Annotated in this window: 21 protein-coding genes and 1 pseudogene; 8 read left to right on the plus strand and 14 right to left on the minus strand. The window is 72.4% G+C overall.

Annotated elements, in window-relative coordinates; all coding sequences use genetic code 11:
* Window positions 1-10 precede the first annotated feature (10 nt).
* Window positions 11-2164, plus strand: coding sequence for a lipopolysaccharide biosynthesis protein (locus ACWC2B_RS17265; protein ID WP_450717570.1), 2154 nt, complete (start codon window positions 11-13; stop codon window positions 2162-2164).
* On the opposite strand, the gene ACWC2B_RS17270 is transcribed toward ACWC2B_RS17265, so the two are convergent.
* From ACWC2B_RS17270 to ACWC2B_RS17295, 6 genes are all read right to left on the minus strand, one after another.
* Window positions 2139-3254: a glycoside hydrolase family 26 protein gene (locus ACWC2B_RS17270; protein WP_450717279.1), complete on the minus strand. Its 1116-nt coding sequence runs from the start codon at window positions 3252-3254 to the stop codon at window positions 2139-2141. The genes ACWC2B_RS17265 and ACWC2B_RS17270 overlap by 26 nt on opposite strands.
* Window positions 3251-3649: a hypothetical protein gene (locus ACWC2B_RS17275; RefSeq protein WP_450717281.1), complete on the minus strand. Its 399-nt coding sequence runs from the start codon at window positions 3647-3649 to the stop codon at window positions 3251-3253. The genes ACWC2B_RS17270 and ACWC2B_RS17275 overlap by 4 nt, the downstream gene beginning before the upstream one ends.
* A 320-nt stretch (window positions 3650-3969) precedes the next feature.
* A complete protein-coding gene (locus ACWC2B_RS17280) occupies window positions 3970-5886 on the minus strand; it encodes a hypothetical protein (RefSeq protein WP_450717283.1) in 1917 nt (638 codons plus the stop codon).
* Window positions 5887-6039: 153 nt separating this feature from the next.
* Window positions 6040-6852 (minus strand): polysaccharide deacetylase family protein, encoded by an 813-nt coding sequence (locus ACWC2B_RS17285; protein WP_450717285.1) that lies wholly within the window; start codon window positions 6850-6852, stop codon window positions 6040-6042.
* The gene (locus tag ACWC2B_RS17290; RefSeq protein ID WP_450717572.1) at window positions 6849-8099 is read right to left on the minus strand and encodes a glycosyltransferase; all 1251 of its coding nucleotides are present in this window, start codon (window positions 8097-8099) and stop codon (window positions 6849-6851) included. Before ACWC2B_RS17290 ends, ACWC2B_RS17285 begins: the two co-directional genes overlap by 4 nt.
* A gap of 130 nt (window positions 8100-8229) precedes the next feature.
* Window positions 8230-9300: a GNAT family N-acetyltransferase gene (locus tag ACWC2B_RS17295; RefSeq protein ID WP_450717574.1), complete on the minus strand. Its 1071-nt coding sequence runs from the start codon at window positions 9298-9300 to the stop codon at window positions 8230-8232.
* A gap of 265 nt (window positions 9301-9565) precedes the next feature.
* Between ACWC2B_RS17295 and ACWC2B_RS17300 the strand changes: the two genes are divergently transcribed.
* A complete protein-coding gene (locus ACWC2B_RS17300; RefSeq protein ID WP_450717287.1) occupies window positions 9566-9877 on the plus strand; it encodes a hypothetical protein in 312 nt (103 codons plus the stop codon).
* A gap of 217 nt (window positions 9878-10094) precedes the next feature.
* Window positions 10095-12260, plus strand: a complete 2166-nt coding sequence (locus ACWC2B_RS17305) for an FGLLP motif-containing membrane protein (protein ID WP_450717289.1) — start codon at window positions 10095-10097, stop codon at window positions 12258-12260.
* A 24-nt stretch (window positions 12261-12284) separates the two neighbouring features.
* Here ACWC2B_RS17305 and hutI read toward each other — a convergent pair whose 3' ends face one another.
* The 4 genes from hutI to hutU form a co-directional block, all read right to left on the minus strand.
* The gene (gene hutI, locus ACWC2B_RS17310; RefSeq protein WP_450717291.1) at window positions 12285-13451 is read right to left on the minus strand and encodes an imidazolonepropionase; all 1167 of its coding nucleotides are present in this window, start codon (window positions 13449-13451) and stop codon (window positions 12285-12287) included.
* A 335-nt stretch (window positions 13452-13786) separates the two neighbouring features.
* On the minus strand, window positions 13787-15121 hold the full coding sequence (locus ACWC2B_RS17315; protein WP_450717293.1) for a formimidoylglutamate deiminase: 1335 nt from the start codon (window positions 15119-15121) through the stop codon (window positions 13787-13789).
* Window positions 15112-16302, minus strand: coding sequence for an allantoate amidohydrolase (locus ACWC2B_RS17320; RefSeq protein WP_450717295.1), 1191 nt, complete (start codon window positions 16300-16302; stop codon window positions 15112-15114). The genes ACWC2B_RS17315 and ACWC2B_RS17320 overlap by 10 nt, the downstream gene beginning before the upstream one ends.
* Window positions 16303-16553: 251 nt before the next feature.
* On the minus strand, window positions 16554-18212 hold the full coding sequence (gene hutU / locus ACWC2B_RS17325) for a urocanate hydratase (protein WP_450717296.1): 1659 nt from the start codon (window positions 18210-18212) through the stop codon (window positions 16554-16556).
* 115 nt (window positions 18213-18327) lie between these two features.
* Between hutU and ACWC2B_RS17330 the strand changes: the two genes are divergently transcribed.
* The 5 genes from ACWC2B_RS17330 (at window position 18328) to ACWC2B_RS17350 (ending at window position 22028) form a co-directional block, all read left to right on the plus strand.
* The gene (locus ACWC2B_RS17330; RefSeq protein ID WP_450717298.1) at window positions 18328-19674 is read left to right on the plus strand and encodes a diaminopimelate decarboxylase; all 1347 of its coding nucleotides are present in this window, start codon (window positions 18328-18330) and stop codon (window positions 19672-19674) included.
* Between the two features lie 251 nt (window positions 19675-19925).
* Window positions 19926-20345 carry a hypothetical protein gene (locus tag ACWC2B_RS17335; protein WP_450717300.1) on the plus strand — a complete coding sequence of 140 codons (420 nt, stop codon included), beginning with the start codon at window positions 19926-19928 and terminating at the stop codon, window positions 20343-20345.
* On the plus strand, window positions 20345-21157 hold the full coding sequence (locus tag ACWC2B_RS17340; protein WP_450717302.1) for a transcriptional regulator: 813 nt from the start codon (window positions 20345-20347) through the stop codon (window positions 21155-21157). The genes ACWC2B_RS17335 and ACWC2B_RS17340 overlap by 1 nt, the downstream gene beginning before the upstream one ends.
* Window positions 21154-21597, plus strand: a complete 444-nt coding sequence (locus tag ACWC2B_RS17345) for a roadblock/LC7 domain-containing protein (RefSeq protein WP_450717304.1) — start codon at window positions 21154-21156, stop codon at window positions 21595-21597. Before ACWC2B_RS17340 ends, ACWC2B_RS17345 begins: the two co-directional genes overlap by 4 nt.
* Before the next feature lie 56 nt (window positions 21598-21653).
* Entirely contained in the window at window positions 21654-22028 is a 375-nt protein-coding gene (locus ACWC2B_RS17350; protein WP_450717306.1) for a hypothetical protein, read from the plus strand.
* Window positions 22029-22051: 23 nt separating this feature from the next.
* Here ACWC2B_RS17350 and ACWC2B_RS17355 read toward each other — a convergent pair whose 3' ends face one another.
* The 4 genes and pseudogenes from ACWC2B_RS17355 to ACWC2B_RS17370 form a co-directional block, all read right to left on the minus strand.
* Entirely contained in the window at window positions 22052-22618 is a 567-nt protein-coding gene (locus ACWC2B_RS17355) for a hypothetical protein (protein WP_450717308.1), read from the minus strand.
* Window positions 22619-22700: 82 nt separating this feature from the next.
* Window positions 22701-23540, minus strand: coding sequence for a MurR/RpiR family transcriptional regulator (locus tag ACWC2B_RS17360; RefSeq protein ID WP_450717310.1), 840 nt, complete (start codon window positions 23538-23540; stop codon window positions 22701-22703).
* A 50-nt stretch (window positions 23541-23590) separates the two neighbouring features.
* Window positions 23591-23842, minus strand: a pseudogene (locus ACWC2B_RS17365) (histidine ammonia-lyase); the annotation flags it as partial.
* Between the two features lie 207 nt (window positions 23843-24049).
* On the minus strand, window positions 24050-25000 hold the full coding sequence (locus ACWC2B_RS17370) for a ThiF family adenylyltransferase (RefSeq protein ID WP_450717312.1): 951 nt from the start codon (window positions 24998-25000) through the stop codon (window positions 24050-24052).
* Window positions 25001-25004: the final 4 nt, after the last annotated feature.

Raw genomic sequence — 25004 nt, forward strand, 5'->3', positions numbered from 1 at the left:
CAGATCCGAGATCGAGGACATCGCCGCCGTGCCGTCCGACCAGCCCGTCACGGACGGCCCCCCGCCCACCGGCGGCGACTCGATGTTCCGCAACGCCTACGCCCTGATGCTGTCCACAGCCGTGTCGGCCGCGCTCGGCCTCGGCTTCTGGCTGGTCGCGGCCCGCTACTACAGCGAGGAGGCGGTCGGGCAGGGCTCGGCCGCCATCGCCGCGATGAAGCTGCTCGCCTCGATCACCGCCACCACCATGATCGGCGCGGTGGTCCGCTACGTACCGCGGGCGGGCCGCTCGACCGGGCCGCTGGTGCGGCGCGCCTATGTGGCCAGCACCGTCGTGGTGGCGGTGGCCTGCGTCGTCTTCCTGTTCACGCTGCCGCTGTGGGGGCCCTCGTACGAGCCGCTGTCCGGGCTCACCGCCGGGGTGGTCTTCACGGTGTCGTCGGTGGCCTGGGCGATCCTGACGCTCCAGGACGGCGTCCTGACCGGCCTGCGCAAGGCGATCTGGGTGCCGGTCGGCAACGCCGTGTTCTCGCTCGGCAAGCTGCTCCTGCTCGCCGTGTTCTCGGCGCTCGCCCTCGGCGTCTTCATCTCCTGGGCCGCGGCGATGGCCCTCTCCATCCTGCCGCTCGGCTGGCTGATCTTCCGCCGGCTGATCCCCGCGCAGGCCGCCGCCGACCACGACCGGCCGGTCCCGGAACTGCGCGAGATCGGCCGCTTCCTGGCCGGGGACTCGGTCGGCGCGCTGTTCTCGCTCGCCATGATCAACCTGCTTCCGGTGATGGTCGCGGTGCGCTTCCCGGCCGCGCAGAACGGTTTCTTCTTCATCGCGTACACGGTCGGCGGGACCATGGAGTTCATGGCCATCAACATGGCCTCCTCGCTCACCGCGCACTCCTCGCACAGCCCCGACAAGCTCGCCGACGGCGTGCGCGGGGCGCTGCGCCGCATGGCGCTCCTGCTGATCCCGGTCGTGCTGTTCCTCGTCCTGTTCGCCCAGCAGATCCTCGGCCCGTTCGGCGGCGACTACGCCCAGCACGGCACGCTGGTACTCCAGTTGCTGGCCGCGGCCGCGATTCCCCGGGTCGCCGTCGAGCTGTACATCGGGGTGCTCCGCGTCCAGGGCCGCACCGGCATGCTGGCGATCCTCCAGGGCGCGATGTGCACCCTGGTCCTCGGCAGCGCCGCCGTGCTGCTCGGTGTGTTCGGCATCTCCGGCGCCGGGTGGGCCCAGCTGTGCGCGATGACCGTGATGGCGCTGTGCTGCGTGCCCGGACTGCGCGCGGCCCTCGCGGGCCGCGCCGCCGTCCGGCCCCCGCGCCCCTCCAAGGCGGCCGAGTTCGGGACCAGTTGGGCCATGCTCGCGCAGGCCGCCCGGACCGAGGAGGCCCAGGAGTACGGCACCCGCTGGGCCACCCAGACCGCGTACCTGCGCGGCGGCATGGACACCGCGACCCCCGCGCTCGGCATCCCCGTGTACGTACCGGGAACGCATCCGGAGCAGGGCTCCGCCACCACCCTGCATCTGCGCACCCTGCCCGACCCGGCGGCCCGCGAGAGCGACGAGTCGCTCCTGACGACCGCCCTGTGGCTGCTGCTCGGGCTCGCCGCGGGCCTGTTCTGGGTGCCGCTGTCACGCGCCGCGGACGTCCCCGGCGGCAACCTCAACGGCACCGGCCTCCTGCACTACCTGCCGCCGGTCAGCCTGACCGCGGGGGTGCTGCTCATCGTGGTGTGCAGCGCGGCGGTGTCGTTGTACCGGCCGCGCCCGGGTCTGCTCGTGGCCGGTCTCTGGGTGACGGTGGCGGGCCTGCACACCGCGCCGGTCATCCTCGGCGTACCGCCCGACCCGGTCTCGGGGCCCTGGCACACCCCGCTGGTCCGCTTCCTCGCCGAGACCGCCGGCCTCGCCTCGCGGAGCGGAATCGAGCGCTGGCTGCCGGCGGTGCTGCAACTGCTCTGCCTGGCCCTGGTGACGGTGGCCCTGCGCGCGCTGCGGGCGCACTGGCGGTTCGCCTCGGTCGTGGTGTGGGTGCTCGCGGTGGCGGGCTGGGCGGCCCAGCGCACGTTCGCCGAGGTCGCACTGCCGGTCTTCGCCGGGCTGTGCGCGGTCACGGCGGCCGCCCTGGTCCACCGCTGGTTCAGCGACCGGGAACGGGCTGCTTGAAATAGCCGTCCGCGCCGGCGCTCTTGTAACCGGCGAGCGGGGGCCCGGAGTTGACGGTGAGATCGCAGTCCTTCCCCGGCACGGACCGATTCCACATGACCATCGCCTTGGCGTCGGGCAGGGCGGACTTGGCGGTCTCGGGCACTTGCTCGTACCACTGCCGGGCCCGCTCGGGCTGTTTCGGGTCGGGCGCGGTGGCGAACTCGGACAGCATGATCGGCTTGCTGTCGGAGATGTTCGCCCGCAGCCAGTCGTAGGTCGGCTTCTGGCTGCGCGAGAAGTCCTTCCAGTCGGTCGTCTTGTGACAGAGGAAGTAGTTGTACTGGTCCATGCCTAGCCAGTCGACGTAAGCGTCGCCCGGGTAGAGCCGCTTGAAGAGGTCGGCGTTGGCGAGATAGCCGGACACCGTCCACACCCACACCACGTTGTCCACACCCAGCTCCTTGAACCGGTCGTGGAGGTGCCGGTAGGCGGCTACGTACTCCTCGGGCGTCCCCGCGTCCGGGGTGCGCGCGTCGACCTCCTGGTCGAAGGAGAGGAAGACCCGCTTCCCGTATGCCTTGATGCGCCGCGCCTGCGGATCGATGATCGATTCGTCGTACGCTCCCGACGCGACCTTCGCCCACCCCAGCTGGTCTTCCGTGTACCCGTCGTGGTGCGGCTTGCGCCAGACCGTGGACTCCCAGGCCAGCATGAGCAGCCGGTCCCGGCCGAGCTCCTGCTCGTCGGGGGTGAGTAGCTCGCCGTCGAGCGGCTTGTCGGACATGTCGTGGTACGTGTACAGCAGGTCGAGCCTGCGCCCGATCTTGCCCTCGAAGCCGAGCACGGCGTCCTTGAGGGAGCCGTTCTTGGCGTACGGGACGTACGCGCCCCACCAGGCTCCGCACGGCGGCGCCAGCTTCGCGTCGGGGGCGCAACTCCCGCTAGGCGCGGGCCCGGAGGCGGCGTTGGCGGGCAGCGCGTCCCAGGCGGCCCCCTCGGCCCCCGCCCTCTTCTTCTCCGGCTGGGCGAGCCAGACCGCGAGCCCTGCGACGAGCCCGGCCACGACCAGCAGTGCGGCGGCGGTGACCGCGCGGCGCCCCCGGCTCACCGCGCGGGCCCGGGTTTGGCGCGTTTGCGCTCCACGGCGCCCCGGGTCGCGGCCGGCAGGGGCAGCCCCGGGAAGGCGCAGGCCACGGTCGAGAACGCGGCGAGCGAGATCAGGAACGCGGTCGCCGAGAACCCGTGCACCAGGAAGAGGCAGGTGGACACGAGCGCCCCGAACGCGAGGCTCAGCGGCGCGGCCAACGCGAGCGCCTCCAGGCGGGCCCCGGGCCGCAGGGTGTCGGGCTGCGGATAGAGCAGCGCGAAGCCGGGGCCGAGGGTCACGAAGAGCAGCACGGGGACCCAGCGGGCGGGGTTGGCCCCGGGCAACGCGGTGGCCGCGAGCGCGAGCCAGCCGGAGAGGGCGACGGTGGCTCTGACGTGGGTCTGGGTGAGGGTCATTGCGACGACCTCCGGGTCATCGGGGCTGGTGATCCTTAACATGCGTTGCTGTTCGGCGGCGGCGGTGGCAGCTGGTTTGCGCAGTTCCCCGCGCGCCTGAACCCGCCTTCGTCCGCGGGCCGTGGGTGGCTGGTCGTGCCCACGCGGCGGAGCCGCAAATGTCACAGCCCCGCGCCCCCAGCGGGATCGTGCTGGCCCGGATCGGCATCTTCAGCCCGTCCGGCGATTGAGGACGAGCGCCCTTCAGGCGCGAACGGGGTCTGGGGCGGAGCCCCAGGACGACCACCGGGCCGCGCCCGAGTACGCCACCCCCGGAGGGGTCACCCAGGGCGCGGGGCCACATACTGCAGCACCGTCCCGTACGCATTCCCATCAATCACCCTGAACCTCGGCGAAGCCTCAAGCTTCGACTTCAGTTCCGCGAAGCCCCCCGCGGGAAGCAGCCCCTCGCCCGCCGTGTAGACGTCCTGCGTCCGCGTGAGGATGAAGTACACGGGCCGCCCGTCCTTGGGCAGTTGAGGCACCACGTACCCCACCGGATCCCGCAGCATGATCGCGTTCTGCGGCTCCTCCTGCTCCGCGACGTACCAGTGCTCCAGCTGGTCGTAGCGGTGCAGCGCCTGCGGGAAGGAGCCGGTGACGGCCAGGATCATCGAGCCCTTGGGCGCGTTGTCGAGCACCTTGGTCACCATCGCCGTCTCGGCGGGCGGCGTGTAGTACATGCGCTCCTTGCCGTAGTACGCGGGGATGAACCCGGCCACAAGGAGGACGAGCACCAGCGGCAGGGCGACGGCCGCGACCCGTTGGCGTACGACGGGTCTGATCCGCCCCTTCCCCTGCCCCGCCGCCGCGGGCACGAGCGCCGCCGCCGCGAAGAACGCGGCGCCCGGCAGCCCGAACAGGTAGACGCGGAAGAGCATTTCGCCGCCGTAGTCGTTGACGGCGAACAGCGGCACCGGCGCGATCGACACCAACAGCAGCGGCAGGGCGCTCTTCACCAGTTTTCGGCGCAGGACGACCGCGACGGCCGCCAACCCGGCGATCACCAGGACCATGACGACATCTGCGCGGCCCTGCAACACCGGTCCGGGGCCCGTGAGTTCACCCGCGTATCCCGCCCGCGAGTTGTTGAGGAGGTTGCCCACCGACTCCTTCAGGGAGGAGAGCGTCTCCACGAACAGGGGCCGGCCCATCGTGACGTCCCAGATCAGCATGATCACGGCCGTGACGACGAGCAGCCCGGGGTTGCGGTAGCGCCGGGTCAGGTTGAGGGCGACCAGGGCGACGCACAGCATCACCGGTGTGAGCTGGTGGGTGAAGTTGATGGCGGCGATCAGCGGGGCCAGGATCGCGATGCAGACCGCGCGCTGGCGCCCGGTCGTCGGCGGCGGGACGCTGGCCGCCGCCGGGTCGAGGTTGGCCCGCGAGCGAAGCTCGCCCGCGGAGCCGGGGCGTACGAAGTGCCGGAAGACCACGGCCAGTACGGCCAGGTCCAGGATCAGCGCCATGCCCTGGGGCGAGAAGTAGTCCTGGCCGACCCAGTTGGCGACCTCGAAGATCCACACGCCGGTCCACACCAGGCGCCAGTCCTCGGCGAAGGTGCGGTAGATCAGGACGAGTACGGGGATGAGGACGACGCCGTAGAAGAGCGAGGCCCAGTTGAGGTACGAGGCCGCGGTGTCCACGCCGAAGGCCCGCACCAGGCCCGCGTTGAGCGTGAAGAAGCCGGGCCACTGGTCGTACGCCGCCATGTTTCCGGACAGCGGCACGCCCGGCCGCAGCTCCTGGTTGGCGAGGAGGTGGTTGACCACCGCGTCGTGCTTGGAGGACCAGGGGTAGCGCACCGAGTCGTACAGGATCGCGGTCGGCGCCTTGAGGGCGAGGAGCAGGGCGACGCTGTAGAGGCCCGGCCACCAGGGTGCGGTGCCCGCCCGCCGCAGGCTGACGACGAAGCCGCCGGTGAGGACGGCGAGCGAGAGGTAGAACGCGGCGGGCAGCTGGTCGAGCAGGCCCCAGTCGCCCATGTGCCGGTAGTCGATGTGCGGCAGCGCGTACAACCATAAGGCGGTCGCGATCACCAACGGGAGCCAGCTGAACAGGATTTGAGGCTGTATCAGATCCGGTCTCGGCCAGCGTCGCGAGCCCTTCGTCGGCGCGTCGGCCGTCTGCTCCTTGGCCGGGTCGTCGGGGGGCTGCTGCTTGCTCCCCTGGACCGGCGTGGGCACACGTTGCTGCACAGTGCGACTCCCCCCACAGATGTGGTCACGGCCGTCACGCCGCTGTCCCCTGGCTGTTCTACTGGCTGTTCCCCTTGAGATCCTGCGCCTGAGCGAAGTATAGGAACACTCTTCGCGTTTGTGTGGCTACACCGCAGACCGCCCCCGCTCCCGTCACCCCGCGAAAACCGGCCCCTTCACCAGGGCTCTGGTGCGCCGGTAGAGCCGCCAACCCACCGTCCGCGGCGCGTCGTTGTACGGGGCGACCCGTGCCCCCTCCCCGCGCATCCATGCCTCGATGTCTGCGACGGTGTGGGTGCGGCGCAGGATGAGCCGGGCGATGCGGTACGCCTCGTCGCGCTCCGAGCTGAGCGCGTGCCGTACCGCGACGGCCGTCTCGTACCCGGCGGCGCGCGCGGCCCTGCGCACCGCGCGGCTGTTGTAGCCGTGCGGGTAGGCGAGATGGTCGACGCGATGGCCGAGCGCGTCCTCCAACTCGGCCTTGGATTCGGTGAGTTCGCGCCTCAGCGCCCGCGCCGTGAGGGTGTCGAGCTGGGGGTGCGAGACGGTGTGCCCGCCGATCTCAAGGCCGTACTCCTCAAGCGGCTTCGCCTGGTCGAGGGTCATCATCGGCGCGGGCGGCAGCAGGCTCCGCCTGCCGGGCGTGATCGCGCCGGTCGTGAGGTAGGCGGTGGCGGGCATGCCGCGTTCGGCGAGCGCCTCGGCGGTGCGGCCCGGCAGGTCGGCGAACCCGTCGTCGAAGGTGAGCGCGACGGGCCTCGGCGGCAGCGGGGCCCGCCCGGCGAAGTGCGCGGCGAGCGTGCTGATGGTCACCGGCGTACGTCCGCTGTCGCGGATCGCGTCGAGCTGGGCCTCGAACTCCCTTGGTGCGACGGTGAATTCGGCGATCCAGTCGGGCGGGTCGTCCATCACCGCGTGGTACAGGAGCACCGGGATGCGGGGTGCGTCGGTGCGCGGCGGGCTCATCGGGCCGCCTCCCAGGGCAGCCGGTGGCCGCGCACCCGGCGCCGGGCGCGGAGGTAGCCGAGCGGCCCGTACAGCATGCCCCGGCGCTCAAGACGGGACAGCGAGCGCGGCCACGGGTAGCTCTGCGAGCCGTGCTCGCCCGGCACGGACTGCTCGCCCGCGTCGCGGTGGGCGCTGATCGCCAGGGCGTGCGCGAGGCCGCGCGGCACCCGGGCGAGCAGCGCGGGCAGCAGCGCCGGGCGGCGCACGATGATCGCGGTGAGGTAGGCGGTGAGCCCGGCGCCGTATCCGTACGCCTGGTTCTCCAGGTCCTGCCAGGTCTCGCGGTGGTGGTGCCACACGAGCGCCTCCGGCGTGTAGCTGAGCCGGTGGCCCGCGACGACGACCCGGGCGAAGGCGTACAGGTCGTCGCCGCCCTTCGCCGGGGTTCCGGTGCCTGTGGCCGGGTCGAAGCCGCCGACCGCGCGGAGGGCGCTCGCCCGGAAGGCCATGTTGGCGCCGGAGCCGAACCGGCCCGCCGTGAACGGGAACAGCGGCTCGTCGGCCGGGGGCCTGCGCGGGTCGAAGTGGCGCGGCGCGAAGCCCTTGGTGAAGCCGCCGTGGCTCTCCAGGAGGATCTGGGCCGGGGTGGTGAGGCGGGCCGGCAGGATCAGGCCGGTGACGCAGCCGAGCCGTGGGTCGTCGGCGAAGGGCGCGGCCAGCGAGGACAGCCAGCGCCGGTCGGCGATCACGTCGTCGTCGGTGAACGCGAGGATCTCGCCGTGCGCGGCCGCGACGCCCCGGTTGTGGGCGGCGGCGAGACCCGGCACGGGCTCGACGACGTAGCGCACGCCGAGCGCCTTGTAGCGCTGCTCGACGAGTTCGCGGGTCTGGTCGGTGGCGGGGTTGTTGTCGACGACGAGGATCTCGTAGTCGGGGTGGTCCTGGCCGAGCAACGAGTCGAGCGCGCGGGCGAGTTGGCTCGCCCGCTCCCTCGTGGCGACGACGACGCTGGCGCGCGGCAGGAGCGCGGGCGCGGGCCGCTCATCGGGCACGAACCCGGTGAGCTGCTTGCGGGCCGCCGTCGCGAGCACCTCGGCCGCGTCCTCGCCCTCCCTGACCTGCCCGATCACCGTCCCGACCGGCCGCCCCCGCAGCCTGACCAGGACGTACACCTCGCCGGGCCCGACCGGCGGCCCGCCCGGCGCGGGCGTCAGCGACAGCACGTCCCCGTCCAGGCCGTCGAGATCCAGCTCCCCCACGCTGATCCCCTGCCTGATGCCCTGCTGTCTCACAAGGCCCTGGGCCTCCGGCCCGTGCGATGAATACGACGACCTGTCCGACACTGCGTTCCCCCCGTGCTGGGTCTCCTGAAGTGCTCAACACCCCCCACGGGGGCTACTTTCCGGCGCCGCGCAGCTGCCCGGCCCGCTTGAGGCCGCGCTGCGCGAACTCGGCGAGCCTCGGCCGCTTCCGTACGAATCCGTGCGCCCGGCGGGACGGCTCGCGGCCGATCCAGTGCAGCACCGCGCCCGCGCCGGGCCGGGTGGACGCCCCCTCGTACACCGGTATCTCGCCGGTCTTCAGCGCGTCCTTGTACTCGGCGGCCCCCCGCCCGAGGTCGAGCATCCCGATGCCCTCGGCCGCGGCGGCCTCGGCCATCCGCAGATGGAGCACCAGACCCGGCGAGAACTTGGCGAACTCCGGGTCGTACGCCGGGAACCAGCAGGCCAGGACGGTGCGCGAGCGCAGCCCGAAGTGCGCGGCCACCGGCTGCTCCCCCGCGTAGAGCACGGAGAGCACCCCCGAGCAGCCGGGCGCGCGGGTGTGGGCGAGCTGCTGCACCAGGGTGTTGATCCACTCCTGGGCGAACCGGTCGCGCCGCCCGGTGCGGCGGTACTGCGCGGACTTCCACTCCATGAGCCGGGCCAGTGCCGCCGGGTCCCGCTCGTCGAAGACGAACCGCACCTCCCCGGCCTGCCGGCCGAGCCGGCGCTCCTTGGCGGTGGTCGTCTTGAAGAACTTCGGCGACTGCTGACGCAGGATCGTTTCGTACGCCTCGTAACCGGCCCCCACGTCGATCACGAAGGAGGCGTACTCGGCGGCGGCGTCCGGCACGAACAGCGACTGGCCGGCCTCCAGGTTGTCGAACTCCCAGGACGACAGCCCACAGGCACGCATCAACTCATCGCGTTCCAGGGTGAGTTCAGGCCGCGCGATCACCCCCTGGCAGTCCGAAACACCGAACCCGATGGCGCGCCCCTGCCCCAACTTCCCCTTCTCGTAAGGGAAGAAGGCCACCGGCTCGCCGTCCTCGTACACCACGGCCACCCGCGCCGACGACCGCACCCGGCCGACGGCCAGGGTGAACTCCGGTTCCATGAAAGGATTCTCCGGCGACTGCGACTTGGCCCGCAGCTCGCGCCAGACTTCCAGTTCCCCGGCACTCAGATCGCCGGGCCTCGCCACTCGTATCCGACCCCGTGCGCCCTCGGCGGCGCCGCTTCCGCGCAGACTGCTCAACTTTCGACCCCCCGGTCTCCCCCTGAGCCACGCTGAACCTGGACGGTACCGGTCGATTTCACCCGACGGTAGGTACCCTCCCGCAGTTTGTGACCATACGGTGAAGGTTGGTACGCCGTCGTCGATTTGGCCCCTTCTTGGGCTTGACGGCGACCGGGGCGGGTGGGCCCGGACGTACGGCTGTGGCGCTCGGCGTGAGCTAATGCACGGTATGAGCTACTTCATGACCGACCTCTCGGGCACCTCCGTCGAGGAGCCCGACGAGGCGACGATGCGCACGATTCTCGACGGCCTGGCCGATGCCGACGACGAGCACCCCGACGTCTCCCTGACCCACGAGAACGGCTGGTCCCTGAGCGCCTTCCCGAGCGGCGAGCTGCTCTGGCTCCTCTGGGAGAACCTGGACGACCCGGACGCGCCCCCGCGCCAGCTGTCCGGCGTGTCCAAGGACGAGGTGCTGCGGCTCTTCGGGCTGCTCGCGACGGGCGAGACGGCGGAGATCGAGCGCCTGGCCAGTTCTTGACGGCCTCCGCCTGTGAGCCCGTGTCTGATGCGGACGGGGTCCGGACACAGGCTCTGAGGCCCTGAGGGGCGCACAGCGCATATCCACTGGGACATCGCGCTCCTGTGCGCCGCCCACGCTCCGGAACCGTGGATGCGGGTCCCGGGCGTCCCATGGCACGTAACCGGGAGGCGGAACGGTCCGGGGAGGGCCGTGCGGATCCAAGGGGGCGCAGCCGATGGAGAAGAGGCTGTGGCGGCGGAGTTTGTGCGTGGCGGTGTGCTCGGCGGCAGTGCTGCCGGCCGTCACCTGGGTGCCGGATCCGGCGGCGCCCGAACGCATGGTGACCACGGCGGCGACGGCCGCCGCGGTCGGCTCCGCATCCTCTGGATCCACGCCGGGGCCCGGCCCTTCCACGCCACTGGCCGGGCCCACATCTCCCGCTCCGCCGCACATCGGGGCACCGCAGCCGTCCGCGAACCCGGTGTTCTCGGTCTACCCGACGGCCAAGCGCGGCGGACCCCTCCATGTGAACGGGAGCGGCTTCGACTGTGCGGGCAAGGGTGACGGGTTCGCCGGGCCGCTCACCCTGACCAGCGACCTCTTCCCACCGGTCACGGGTCGGACCGACGCGTCGGGCGCCTTCACGTACCGGTACGTCGTGCCGGCCGACGCGGCGCCCAGGACGTACACGGTGGTCGCCACCTGCGCGTCGCGCCCGTCGGTGCGCCGGAGCGGGACCTTCCGGGTCCTCGCGCCGGAGCCACCACCGCCGCCGGTTCTGCCACCGCCCTCGGTCTCGCTCACACCCGGGTCCGGCGCACTCCGCAGCACCGTGAACGTCCTCGGTACGGCGTTCCAGTGCGGTGCGGCGGCCACTGTCCTGTGGGACGGAACGGCCGTCGCCTCCGGAACCGCGTCGAGGGCGGACTGGACGCTCAGGACCTCCTTCGCGGTACCGGCGGGGTCCGCGGCCGGCCGGCACAAGGTGACCGTGACCTGCCAGGGGCTGTCGGTTGCCGTCTCGGGGGGCCGCACCACGCCGGGAAAGGAGCTGACGGCCTCGGCGCCGTTCACGGTGACCGCGCCGGCGGTCACCCCGCCGGTGCCGCCTCCCCCGCCCCCTCAGCCACCACCGCCTCCCCCTCCGCCTGACGAGAAGGGCTCCCGGGACTCGTCCCCCGGCCAGGGCGACGGCACCGACCGCCACCCGGGCCAGGATCCGAGCCCGAGCCCGAGTCCACGGGCACAGGCGACAGGGGACACCCCCGTCACGGAGCGCGACTCGCCGGGCCCGACCCGCTCGCAGGAGGCCTCGGGTGACCCGGCCCCCGGGCCTTCCCCCTCGACCTCGACCAAGCCCACGCCCACGCCCACGGGCGGGAACAGCGGGACCGGAGGCGGTCACGGAACCGGCCTCGTCGGGAGTCTGCGGACGCCCGCCGAAGTCTCCTGGGCGCTCAAGGACTTGGCGGGTTCGGCGGGGCTCGCCGTCTGGTTCCTGTTCATGGTGCTGCTCCTGGAGAAGGCGTTCCCCTCGCAGCTCGCCGAGAACGCGCTGACCCGCTGGTGGCGCAGGCGGCGGCAGGACACCGAGCGCGCCAGGGTGCCCGGCTGGCTGCGGATGAGCTGCTACGCCGTCGGCGGCGGGACGCTCGTCGTGTGGGCCGACGCCACGACCCACTGGAGCGCGCAGACCGCCGTCAAGGTGATCGGTGCGGCCGCCGGGATGCTGCTCATCCTCACGACGTACGAGAAGACGAAGGACTCCCTGCTGCGTCCGGGCCGGGGTGGTGTCCCGGCCGAACTCCGCGTGGTTCCGGCCGGGTTGATGCTCGCCGTGGTGATGGCGGGGCTTTCGAGGTGGCTGGAGTCTCCCGTGCCGTACGTCTACGGGCTCGTAGCGGTGTACCTGGTGCTCGGCACGCCGCCGCGCGTCTCCGGCGGTGTGCCGAAGGGGCAGGCCATGCTGGTTGCCGCGATCTGCACGCTGGCGGCCTCGCTGCTGGTCTGGACGCTGGGCGCGCCCCTCGTCGAGGCCGGGCGCGGCGCCGATCCCGGGAGCATGGCGTACGTGCTCGCGTACACGGTCGGCGTGGCCGTGGTGGGCGGCGTCGAGGTCGTGGTGTTCGGGATGCTGCCGCTGGCCGGCATGGACGGGCGGGTGCTCAAGGAATGGAACCGGTTCGCCTGGTACGGGCTGTACCTGGTCGCGCTGGCCTTCTTCTTCCACGTGCTGCTCAACCAGGTGCACCCGGGCGCGGGCGCGCATCTCCTGGTGTCGAAGGACCTGCGCTGGCTGACGGTGGCCGTGGCGACCGGCCTGTTCGTCCTGGCCTGGGTGTTCTCGCTGGGCCTGCGGCGCTGGGTGGCCCGCCTGGAGCGGCGGGCCCCGGCGCCGTGAGAACCCGTGTCCGAACGGTCCCGGTCAGGCCCTGCGGCCCGCCCGCCAGACCTCGCTCACCAGCGGGACGCCGGGCCGGTAGGCGAGGTGGACGTGCGAGGGCGCGTCCAGGAACGCCAGGTCGGCGCGGGCGCCCGGGGTGAGACGGCCGATGTCGGTGCGGCGCAGCGCGGCGGCGCCCCCCGCGGTGGCGGACCAGATCGCCTCGTCCGGGGTCATCTTCATGTCCCGTACGGCGAGCGCGATGCAGAACGGCATCGAGGACGTGAAGGACGACCCGGGGTTGCAGTCGGTGGACAGCGCGACGGTCGCGCCCGCGTCCAACAGCCGCCTGGCGTCCGGCCATGGGGCCCGGGTGGAGAACTCGGCGCCGGGCAGGAGCGTCGCGACCGTCGCGCTGTTGGCGAGGGCGTCGACGTCCGCGTCGGTGAGGTGGGTGCAGTGGTCGGCGGACGCGGCCTCCAGCTCGACGGCGAGCTGCACGCCCGGGCCGTACGTCAGCTGATTGGCGTGAACACGCGGCATCAGCCCCTTGGCCTTGCCGGCAGTGAGGACGGCACGAGCCTGATCCCCATCAAACGCACCCTTCTCACAGAACACATCGACCCAACGGGCGTACGGGGCGCAGGCGTCGAGCATCTCGCCGGTGACCAGGGCGACGTATCCGGCCGGGTCGTCGGCGTACTCCGGGGCCACGATGTGCGCGCCGAGGTAGGTGACCTCGTCGGTGTGCTCCGCGGCGATGCGCAGCGCGCGGGCTTCGTCCTGGACGGTGAGCCCGTACCCGGACTTGGTCTCCAGGGTCGTGGTGCCCTGCCGCAGCGCCTCGGCGAGATACCGGGCGACGTTGTCCCCCAGCTCCTCGTCGCTCGCGGCGCGGGTGGCGGCGACGGTGGTACGGATGCCGCCGGCGGCATACGCCTGGCCGGACATGCGGGCGTTGAACTCCTGGGTGCGGTCGCCGGCGAAGACCAGGTGGGAGTGGGAGTCGACGAATCCGGGGATCACGGCTCGGCGCTTGGCGTCATGGGCGGTGTCGGTGGGCGGGGCGTCCTGGCTGGGCCCGACCCAGGCGATCTTTTCGTCTTCGACGACCAGGGCGGCGTCCTGGATGAGGCCCAGGGGGCCGTTTCCCCTTTCGGGGTCGTTGGTGACGAGGGTGGTGATGTTGTGTACGAGGGTGCTGCTCATTGGTGTCCTTTCTTTTCCCCACCCCGCCCCTTCCCGAGACCCTCCGGGGGTGGGAGAGGGCTGAGCTCCGTTGCCGGGAGCGCTGCCCCCGGGCCCCCGCTCCTCAAACGCCGGAGGGGCTGAGTCGGTGGTTGATGGCCTGCGGCCCGGTGGAGGCTGATCGCGCAGTTCCCCGCGCCCCTAACTACCTCTGTGCTGGCCCGCGTCGGAGCATTTCAGCCTGTCATGGGGGTCCCCCCTGGCCCTTAATGCCTTGGGGAGTTTGAGGACGAGCGCCCTTCAGGCGCGATACGGGGTCTGGGGCGGAGCCCCAGGGCACCCCGCCCGAGAGATGCCTACGATCTCAGCGCTGCGATCGCCGTCGCCAGTTCCGACGGCACGTCGGGTATCAGGGCGTGGGAGCCGTCCCGCACCACCTGACGGCCGCCGACCACCACATGCCGGACGTCGGACGAAGACGCCGCGAACACCGCCGTCTCCGCGGCGAGCCGAGGCACCGGCCCCGCCGTCCGGACGGAGTCGAGCGCGATCGTCGTGAGGTCCGCCAAAGACCCCGCCTCGATGCGGCCCGCCTCGGCCCAGCCGAGGGCCGCCTGCCCGTCCACGGTCGCGGCACGCAGCAGCGCCGCCGCCGTCCAGTGCCCCCGAGTCCGCGTACGTAGCCGCTCGTCGAGTTCCATCGCCCGCGCCTCCTCCAGGATGTCGATCACGGCATGGCTGTCGCTGCCGAGCGACAGAGGGGACCCGGCCCGCTGGAGGGCGGGCGCGGGGCCGATGCCGTCCGCGAGGTCGCGCTCGGTGGTGGGACACATGCAGGTGCCCGTACCGGTGGAGCCGAGCAGCGAGATGTCCCCGTCGGTGAGGTGGGTGTTGTGGACACCCGTCGTACGGGCCCCCAGCACCCCGTGCTCGGAGAGCAGCTGGGTCGGCGTCATGCCGTACGCGTCGAGGCAGGCGTCGTTCTCCGCCGTCTGTTCGGACAGGTGCACGTGCAGCGGGGCCCGCCGCGCCCCGGCCCACCCCGCGACCGTGCCCAACTCCCGTGCGGGGACGGCCCGTACGGAGTGGATGGCCGCGCCGATCCTGGCGTGCTCGCGGTCCTTGAGGGCCGAGCAGCGTTCCGCCCAGGCCTCGGCCGTACCGTCCGAGAAGCGGAGCTGGTGCCGGTCGGGGGCGGCGCCGAAGCCGGAGGAGAGGTAGGCCGTGTCGAGCAGGGTGATGCGGATGCCCGCCTCGGCGGCCGCGGCGATCAGCGCCTCGCCCATCGCGTTGGGGTCGTCGTACGGGGTGCCGCCCGGCGCGTGGTGGACGTAGTGGAACTCGCCGACCGCGGTGATCCCCGCCAGCGCCATCTCCGCGTACACGGCGCGGGCGAGGGCGTGGTAGGTGTCCGGGGTGAGCCGGGACGCGACCTGGTACATGACCTCGCGCCAGGTCCAGAACGTCCCGGAGCCGACCTGCACGGTGGAGCGCAGGGCGCGGTGGAAGGCGTGCGAGTGGGCGTTGGCGAGCCCGGGGATCGTGAACCCGCGCAGCACCACTGCACCGGGCGGCGGCGCCTCAAATCCCTTGCGGACAGCGGCGATTCGGCCGTCGTTGACCTCCACGACCACGCCCGGCTCGACGTCGGGGTCGAGCCAGGCGTGTTCCAGCCAGTACGTCACCTGCACGCCAGGCCCTCCAGTACATCGGCGAGTGCGAGCACCCCGGCGACGCAGTCGTCCTCGCCGGCGAACTCGGCCGGGGAGTGCGAGACGCCGGTGGGGTTGCGTACGAACAGCATGGCGGTCGGGATCGAGCCGGACAGGATTCCGGCGTCGTGTCCCGCGCCGGTCCCCAGGACCGGGGTGTGACCGCCGAGGATCTTGGCGATCTCGTCCCGCAGCGCGTGCTCGAACTCCACGACGGGCGTGAACGACTCGCGTACGACGGCGAGATCGACGCCGTCCCGCTCGGCGCGCTCCTTGGCGGCTTGCTCGATCGCGGCGACGACCGTGTCCAGGGTGGATTGGTCGGCGGCCCGCGAGTCCAGCCAGCCGCGCACCAGTGAGGGGATGGCGTTGACCCCGTTGGGCTCGCACGAGATCTTGCCGAACGTCGCGACGGCGCCCGCGAGTTCGGCCTCCCGGCGGGCGGCGAGGACGGTCTCGGCGTACGTCAGCATCGGGTCTCGGCGGTCGACCAGGCGGGTGGTGCCGGCGTGGTTGGCCTCCCCCGCGAAGTCGAACCGCCAGCGGCCGTGCGGCCAGATCGCGGAGGCGATGCCGACGGCGTCCCCGCTCAGGTCGAGCGCCCGCCCCTGCTCGACGTGCAGCTCCACGAACGCGCCGATGCGGGCGAGGCGTTCGGGGTCCGGGCCGATGGTGTCCGGGTCGTACCCGGCGCGCTCCATGGCTTGCGGGAGGCTGACGCCGTCCGCGTCGCGGAGACGGTGCGCGGCGTCGACGGTGAGCTGTCCGGCGGCGAGCCGGGACCCGACGCAGGCGAGGCCGAAGCGGGCGCCCTCTTCGTCGCCGAAGTTGGCGATGGCGAGGGGACGGTTCAACTGGGCGTTCCTTCGCCGGAGTTCATCGAGCGCGGCGAAGGACGAGACGACGCCCAGGGGGCCGTCGAAGGCGCCGCCGTCCGGTACGGAGTCCAGGTGCGACCCCGTGACGACGGCGTCTCCGGCCGCCGGGTCTCCGGCCCAGGCCCACTGGTTGCCGTTGCGGTCGAGCTCGTAGGTGAGTCCGCGTGCCTCGGCCTGGGCGCGGAACCAGGCGCGGCAGTCGGCGTCGGCGGCGGTCCAGGCGTGGCGGCGGTAGCCGCGGGTGTCGGGGTCGCGGCCGATGGGCGCGAGCTGGCGCCACATCTCCTGGAAGGAGGCCCCCTGGGAGGAGTCCCCACCCCGCCCCTTCCCGCTGTGACACTCAGCGGCGCCGCCGCGGGCCTCCGGGGGGTGCGGTTCGGCCGCGGGCCGTGCGTGGCCGGTCGCGCAGTTCCCCGCGCCCCTGGCAGCGCCGTAACCAGGCATACCCAGCCCGTCCGGCGATTGAGGACGAGCGCTCTCACGGCGCGAACGGGGGTCCGGGGGCAGCGCCCCCGGGGTGGGGCCCGGCGGGGTCACTCGCCCTCCCGCATCGGGATGCGGACCCCGCGCTCGTCCGCCACCCGCTCCGCGATGTCGTACCCGGCGTCGACATGCCGGATGACACCCATCCCGGGGTCGTTCGTGAGGACGCGCCGGATCTTCTCGCCCGCGAGCTTCGTGCCGTCCGCCACGGACACCTGGCCCGCGTGGATGGAGCGGCCCATGCCGACGCCGCCACCGTGGTGGATGGACACCCAGGACGCACCGGAGGCGACGTTCACCATCGCGTTCAGGAGCGGCCAGTCGGCGATCGCGTCGGAACCGTCCAGCATCGCCTCGGTCTCGCGGTACGGGGAGGCCACCGAGCCGCAGTCCAGGTGGTCGCGGCCGATCGCGAGGGGGGCTGCGAGGGTGCCGTTGCCGACCATGTCGTTGAACATGTCGCCCGCCTTGTCGCGCTCCCCCTGGCCGAGCCAGCAGATACGCGCGGGGAGGCCCTGGAAATGGACCCGCTCGCCGGCCATCTTGATCCAGCGGTGCAGCGACTCGTTCTCGGGGAACAGCTCCAGGAGCGCCTTGTCCGTCTTCGCGATGTCGGACGCCTCGCCCGAAAGGGCCGCCCAGCGGAACGGGCCCTTGCCCTCGCAGAACAGCGGGCGGATGTACGCCGGCACGAAGCCGGGGAACGCGAACGCCCGCTCGTAGCCCGCCAGTTGGGCCTCGCCTCGGATGGAGTTGCCGTAGTCGAAGACCTCGGCGCCGGCGTCCATGAAGCCGACCATCGCCTCGACGTGCTTGGCCATCGACTCGCGGGCCCGGGTCGTGAAGCCCGCCGGGTCCTTCGCCGCGTACGACGCCATGTCGTCGAAGTCCACGCCGATGGGGAGGTACGCGAGAGGGTCGTGGGCCGAGGTCTGGTCCGTGACGATGTCGATCGGGGCGCCCTCGGCCAGCATGCGCGGGAGCAGCTCCGCCGCGTTGCCGAGGAGGCCGATCGAGAGCGGGCGGCGGGCGTCGCGGGCCTCCACTGCGAGCTGGAGTGCGTGCTCCAGGGAGTCCGCCTTCACGTCCAGGTAGCGGTGCTCGATGCGGCGCTCGATGGCGCGCGGGTCGACGTCGATACAGATCGCGACGCCGTCGTTCATGGTGACGGCGAGCGGCTGGGCGCCGCCCATGCCGCCGAGGCCGGCGGTCAGGGTGATCGTCCCGGCGAGCGTGCCGTTGAACTTCTTGGCGGCCACGGCGGCGAACGTCTCGTACGTGCCCTGGAGGATGCCCTGCGTACCGATGTAGATCCAGGAGCCGGCCGTCATCTGGCCGTACATGGTGAGGCCGAGGGCCTCCAGACGGCGGAACTCCTCCCAGTTGGCCCAGTCGCCGACCAGGTTGGAGTTGGCGATCAGGACGCGCGGCGCCCACTCGTGGGTCTGCATGACGCCGACGGGGCGGCCGGACTGGACCAGCATCGTCTCGTCCTGCTTGAGCGTGCGCAGCGTACGCACCATGGCGTCGAAGGAGCGCCAGTCGCGGGCGGCCTTGCCGGTGCCGCCGTAGACGACGAGCTTGTCGGGGTGCTCGGCGACCTCGGGGTCGAGGTTGTTCTGGAGCATGCGCAGCGCGGCTTCCTGCTGCCATCCCAGGGCGCTCAGTTCCGTACCGCGCGGTGCCCGTACGGGGCGGGGTCCTGACATGGCGATGCCTCCTCGTGACCTGATCCAGATATTCACATCCTGGGTCACTGAATAGAACTAGTCAATAGATGCGTAGCCTCTGCGCTCGGGGCCACCCGGTGATTGGCTTGATCGCATGACTTCCCAGGCAACGTCCCGCGCCGCCGGGACCGCCGCGGCGGAGCGCCGCGAACAGGCCGTGCGGGCCGCGGTGGAGCAGGGCCTGGCCGGGCCCGACGTCCCCATCGTCGCCCTCCTCGACACCGCCGGCATCCGCGCGGGCGCCGCCGCCCTGCGGGCCGCCTTCGCCGCCGTCACCAACGCCCCGGTGCTGCACGCCTTCGCCGTGAAGGCCTGCCCGCTGGTCCCGGTCCTGCGGCTGCTGCTCGCCGAGGGCCTGGGCGCGGAGGTCGCGAGCCCCGGCGAGCTGGCGCTGGCCAGGGCCGCCGGGATGCGCCCCGCCGACACCGTGCTCGACTCCCCCGCCAAGACCCCGGCCGAGCTGCGCGAGGCGCTGGCCCTGGGCATCGCCGTCAACGCGGACAACCCCCAGGAGCTGGCCCGCCTGGACGCCCTGGCCGCCTCGGCGCCGAACACCTCGCCCATCGGCATCCGGGTCAACCCACAGCTCGGCGCGGGGTCCATCGACGCGCTGTCCACCGCGACGGCCACGTCCAAGTTCGGGGTGGCGCTGCTCGACGAGGGCGCCCGGGACTGGGTCGTACGGGCGTATGCGGAGCGCCCCTGGCTGACCCGGCTGCACACGCACTCCGGCTCGCAGGGCGTGGCGCTCTCCCTCATGGCGCGGGGGGTGGGGGCCGTCTACGAGCTCGCCGAGGAGATCAACGCGGCGGTGGGCCGGCAGCAGGTCGACACCATCGACATCGGCGGCGGCCTCCCCGTCAACTTCGGCTCCGACGAGGAGACGCCGACGTACGCCGCTTACGCACGCCTCCTCAAGGAGGAGGTGCCGGGACTGTTCGACGGGCGGTACGGCCTGGTGACGGAGTTCGGCCGCTCACTGCTCGCCAAGCACGGTCTGGTCCTCGCCCGGGTCGAGTACGCGAAGAGCTCGGGCGGCCGCCCCATCGCGGTCACCCACGCGGGCGTGCAGATCGCGGCCCGCACCGTGTACGCGCCCGCCTCCTGGCCGCTGCGGATCGAGGCGTACGACGCGAAGGGCCGGCCCAAGCCCGGCCCGACCGTCGCCCAGGACATCGCGGGGCCCGCCTGCTTCGCCGGGGACCTGCTCGCCGAGAACCGCCCGCTGCCCCTGCTCGAACAGGGCGACTACACCGCGGTCCTGGACACGGGCGCGTACTACTTCGCCCACCACTACTCGTACAACTCCCTTGCCAGGCCCGGCATTTACGGCTTCACGGCCACATCCGAGGGCGTGAGGTTCGCGACCGTACGCAGCCCGCAGCCCATCGCGGACCTGGTCGAGGAGGCCGGCGGCGCCCACGCGGACGCCCTGCTCTGACCCGCACGAAAGAGCCGCGGACGCACAGAAGGCCGCGCCGGCCGTCGGGGCGAGGGGCCGAACTCGCGGACGCACTCCGGGAGTTCGGTTCTGCCCAAAGGGTCGGACTCTAGCCAAGCCGGGCATGCGCCACTGGAAAATGCCAGAACTCCCGCCCTGGGATGCCACGGTGCGTAACGTCACCGTCACCGCCGCACGCTCTTTCCGGCGGGCCGAACACATCCATGTGCCGCGCCGGGAGGGGATTCCGCGTGCCCGGAATCGACGAGTTCCTGCTTGAGGCGATGCTGCTGCCCGGAGCGCTCGGGGCGGGCGTGGTCGACTGGGCCAGCGGACTCTCCCTCGGCGTCATCGGCGACTCGCCCGGCGGTGACCACGAGGTCACCGCCGCCGAGACCGCCGAGCTGGCACGGACGGCCGCCGAGCACCCCGACTTCGGCGCGTCCCCCTCGGACGGCGGCGAAGACCTGTCGGCCGTGGGCCCGCCCGCGACGGTGCTGTCCGTCGAGGACCTGATCATCACCACCCGTACCGCCTACCACGTGCTCTGCTTCGTCGAGACGGTCTTCGACAGCAGCGTCTTCCTGCACCTGTGGCTCGACCGCGAGGAGGGCAATCTCGCCCTGGCCCGGCTGCGGCTGCGCGACCTGGCCGAACGGCTGGTGCTGTGATGAGCGCGGCGACGGACGCCCCGGCCGGGCCGGCCCCTCGGGCGCGAACGCCCGTCTCCCCCATGCTCGTCCGCCTGGTCGCCGAGCGGGCCACCGGTGCCCTGCTGCGCGACCGCGGCACCCTGTACCTCTGCGACGGCCAGGTGGTGCACGCGGAGAGTCCCGCGGCGCCCGGCATAGACGTCCTGCTCACCACCGCCGGGCGCCTGCGGCCCGAGGGCTGGCGGGAGGCCGTCGACCGGGCGGGCCCGCGCGGCCGGGTCGGCCGGTTCCTGGTGGAGAGCGGCCAGGTCGGCGACGGCGAGCTGGAGATCTGCCACCTCGGCGCACTGCACGACGCGGCGTTCTTCGCTTTGGCCCCCAGCAGCGGCCCCACCCGTTTCCGGTACGGGGTGGCCCACTGGATCGGTCCCGTCAGGCCCGTGTCCGCCGCGGCGGTGGAGCGGGAGGCGGCTCGCCGCAGAGAGCTCCTCGACCGGCTCTGGCCCTGCCCGGACCTGGACGCCGCCCCCGTGGTGCGCAGCCGGCGTCGCCCGGACGTCCCGCTCACCCCGCGCCAGCGGGCGGTGCTGACACGGGCCGACGGGGCGCGCACCCCGCAGGACATCGCCCGGGCGCTCGGCCGCCCCGCGTTCCACACCCTGATCGACGTGCGAAGGCTGGCGGCCGTCGGGGCCGTCGAGACTCCGCGCGCCCGCACGCCGCCGCCGGACGCCGTCCCCGCGTGGTTCGCCCGGATGTCGGCGGAGACGGCCGACCCCGATGTCGCGCTGCTCCGGCGACTGCGCGACGCACTGGAGGCCACGCTGTGATCCGCGCACTGCGGCAGCGCGCCGAGAGGAGACAGCTGATGGCGGCGGAGGCGGAAGTTGCTGAAGTCCTCGAAGAGCTGAGGAGGTTGAGAGCCAGGCTGCCCCAGCTCATCGGAGCGCTCGCGGCGAGTTCCGACGGTTTCGTGGTCGCCCAGGACGGCGCCCCGCAGGCCGTCGAAGGGATCGCCGCGCTCACCGCCGCCGCACTCGGCGTCGCCCAGCGGCTGACCGAGACCACCGGCCAGGGCGGCTTCCGCGAGTTGGTCGTGCGCGGCGAATCGGGTTACGTCGCCACCTACGCGGCGGGTTCCAGCGCCGTGCTCACGCTCCTCGCGGACCCCCGCGTCAACGTCGGCCGGCTGCACCTCGAAGCACGCCGTTCCAGTACGCGCGTCGGCGAGCTGATCGACGGCGCGCTCGACCGGCAGGAGACCCCATGAACGGCACCGGCACACCGAGCCGGAACAGCCCCCGAAGGAAAGGAAGTACAACGCCGATGACGAACACCGAAACCACCCTCAAGGAAGCGATGACCTTGATCGAGGGCAGCCTGGGCGCGGCCCTCGTCGACTACAGCAGCGGCATGGCGCTCGGCACCCTGGGCGGTGGCAAGGATCTCGACCTGGCGGTGGCCGCCGCCGGGAACACCGACGTGGTGCGCGCCAAGGTGCGGACCATGGAGCTGCTCGGCCTCAAGGACGAGATCGAGGACATCCTGATCACGCTGGGCGGTCAGTACCACCTCATCCGGCTCCTGAAAGGCCGGGGCAACAGCGGCCTGTTCCTCTACATGGCGCTGGACAAGAAGCGGGCCAACCTCGCGATGGCCCGCCACCAGCTCAAGAAGATCGAGAACGAACTGGAAGTGTGAACTCCGGCCCTCTGCGGGCCCGTTCAGTGACGCCGCGCCCCGCCGGGTGCGGCGTCGCCCGCGCCGAGCCCGGTCGTCCGGAAGCCCCGCACCTTCTTGCCCACCGGCCCGCCCTTCGGCACCCAGTCGGTGCGCACCCAGATCAGCGCGTCGCCCGTACGCTCCAGGCGCCCCAGCCAGCCCGCCTTCAGCCACAGACCCGCGCCCGCACCCGCCATCAGCAGGCCGCCGGCTCCGGGCAGCGCGAAGGAGGAGCCCGCCGCCGCGAGGAAGCCGAGCAGCAACCACCAGCGCCAGGCCCGCCGCCAGGTGCGTACGGTCACGGAACGGTCCTGGAGGAAGTCCGCCTTGGCGGCGCGGGACGCGGCCTTCGCGAAGTGCGTGTAGCGGCGGCGCCGGGCCGCGAACACGACGGCAGCCGCGACGAGGAACAGCGCCGCTCCCGCGAGCAGCCCGATCCGGCGGCCCGTCAGACTCACGGGCAGCACGGCCCCGAGGCCCGCGGCCAGCAGGCCGAACCACCACAGCGGGGCCGCCCCGGCCCGTACGATCACCGCCACGCGCGCCAGCGCCTGCCCTCCGCGACCCACGTCCCACCTCCGTGCGTTCCACATACTGGCGCGGAGGTTAGCGGGGCAATATGAGCGGTTTCTTAGAGCGACCCGGGTGGGGCTACTCCACGAACAGGCCGCGCGCGGCGGCCTTCGCGTCGAACTCCTCCAGGCGGGCCTGCGCGTCCGGGAGGTCGTCGCACATGGCTTCCAGGAGGACCCGGCCGAGCAGCATCGGCGCGCACGCCGTGTCGAAGGCGAGGCCGGTGCCGACGGCCGCCGGGATCAGCAGGTCGCTGTACTTGGCGACCGGCGCGAACGCCGAGTCGGCGACCGTGACCACGGTCAGCCCGACCGACTGCGCGTACGCGAGCGCCTCGACGACCTCCTTGGGGTGGCGCGGCAGCGCGAAGCACAGCAGCGCCGAGGCCCCGGCCCGCAGCGCGGCGTCGATCCGGTCGGCGAGCATGGTGCCGCCCTCGTCGAGCAGGCGGACGTCGGGGTGGACCTTGGCCGCGAAGTAGGCGAAGCCGCGGGCCTGCGAGGAGGCCGCGCGCAGGCCGAGCACGGGCAGCGGCCGGGAGGCGGCGAGCAGCCGGCCCGCCTCCTCGACGGGGCGCGGGTCGGCGAGCAGCCCGGCCAGGTGCTGGAGGTTCTCGATCTCGGCGAGCACCGCCTGCTGGTACTCGTTGTACGAGGTCTCGGCCTCCTCGCCGGTCGTGGCAGGGGCCACTTCGCGCAGGTGGCGGCGGAGTGCCGGGTAGCCGTCGAAGCCGAGGGCGACCGCGAACCGGGTCACCGACGGCTGGCTGACTCCGGCGAGTTCGGCGAGTTCGACGCTGGACAGGAAGGGCACGTCGGCGGCGCGGCGCACCATGCAGTGCGCGATGCGCCGCTGGGTCGGGGTCAGCCTGCGCCCTTCGAAGAGCTGTTGCAGCCGTGCGGCAGGGCCCTCGCTCATGCCGTCCCCCTTCATACGTACAGATCCTTGAACCGGTCGAGCGGTGCGGCCGCCCGCCCTACCGGAAGTTCCGGGTCCGGCCGCGGATCGCGTCGGCGCAACTCCCCTAGTGCCGCGACGAGTTCACGCCCCACCACCGGCCCGGGCGTCCGGCGGGCCGCGAGCGAGGCGAAGCCGGTCTGCTCCTCGACGCCCCGAGAGAGTACAGCGTGGCCCGGCGAGGCCGGGGCGGCGAAGGCCCGCCGTTCACCGGGGGCGGCGCCGGCCGCGTACCGCAGGGTCATCACGCCCGACGAGGCGGGCCCGGCGTTCACGACGCAGGAAGACACCATGCGCGAACACCACCATTCCGGGACACGGCACCTATGGCCCGGGACCTGAGCCATCGACAAGCTATTCAGACACCCAGAACTCTGCATGACAATATGCAGCCGGGCAAGCCGAAAGGTCCGCCGAAAAGCTGACGGACCCTCACGAAAGATCGAGGCCAGAGCTCACCTCCCGCACTCTCAGGCCAAAGCCGTCCCCAGGAGCTCGACGCGATGAGAAGTCGTTCGGGCGCTCACACCGAGTATGCCGAAGATGAGATCGCGGCCCATCGTCGCGCCCACCAGCGTATTGACCGGGCCGAACGAGGCCGCCATCGGTGTGACCGCGGCTCCGGCCGTGGCCTTCGCCTCTTGGCGTGACGCGATGAAGGCCGGGACGTCGGCGGGCCGGATCAGTGGGCCGCTCGACCCCACTCGGAGGCCGCAGCCTCCCGTGATCATCGACGCTCCGCGCTCCAGACATGCTTGAGCGCACAGTTCCGGCAGCGATGCGGGACGGTCGGCCGCGACAACGAGGAACCCGCCTTCGCGCAGGTACGGCACCAGCGCCTCGCTGGTCGTGATGGTTTCCATGACAGCGGTCGGCTCCGCTTCGGGGAGGCGCTCACGCACCCACTCGCGGGCCACATCGACCTTTGCCCGTCCGACGTCACAACGCCGGTAGAGATATTGGCGGTTCAAGTTCTCCAGCGCGACCCGGTCGCCGTCCACGAGCGTGAGCCCGCCCACTCCCGCGCCCACGATCTCGGCCAGCACCGCGCCGCCGATGCCGCCGACGCCGAGAACGGTCACGTGCGCCGCGCGCAGCCGGTCCTGTGCCGCGCCGGCATCAAGGCCGAGGGCCGCGAAGTACTCGACCTGGTTCCTCCAGGCGGACGAGTGCCACGAGCGGTCGAACGGTGCGACTACGAGGCGAAGCCGAAGAAGCGTACGCACGATGGCGTCCACTCGGCTTCCGCTCGGCGCGGGGAGGCCGGCCGGCTCGTCGGAGACCGCTTCGAGCCAGGCGAACATCGCTTCGGGGCAGCGTCGGACCAGCAGTACCTCGTCGGAAAAAACGCGCAGCTCGTCGCCGTCGCGGGACCAGGTCGCCGCGGGCGAGAGAACGTAGCGCTCGATTCCGTCAGCCATCCCT

This window comes from Streptomyces sp. NPDC001415, assembly GCF_053597395.1.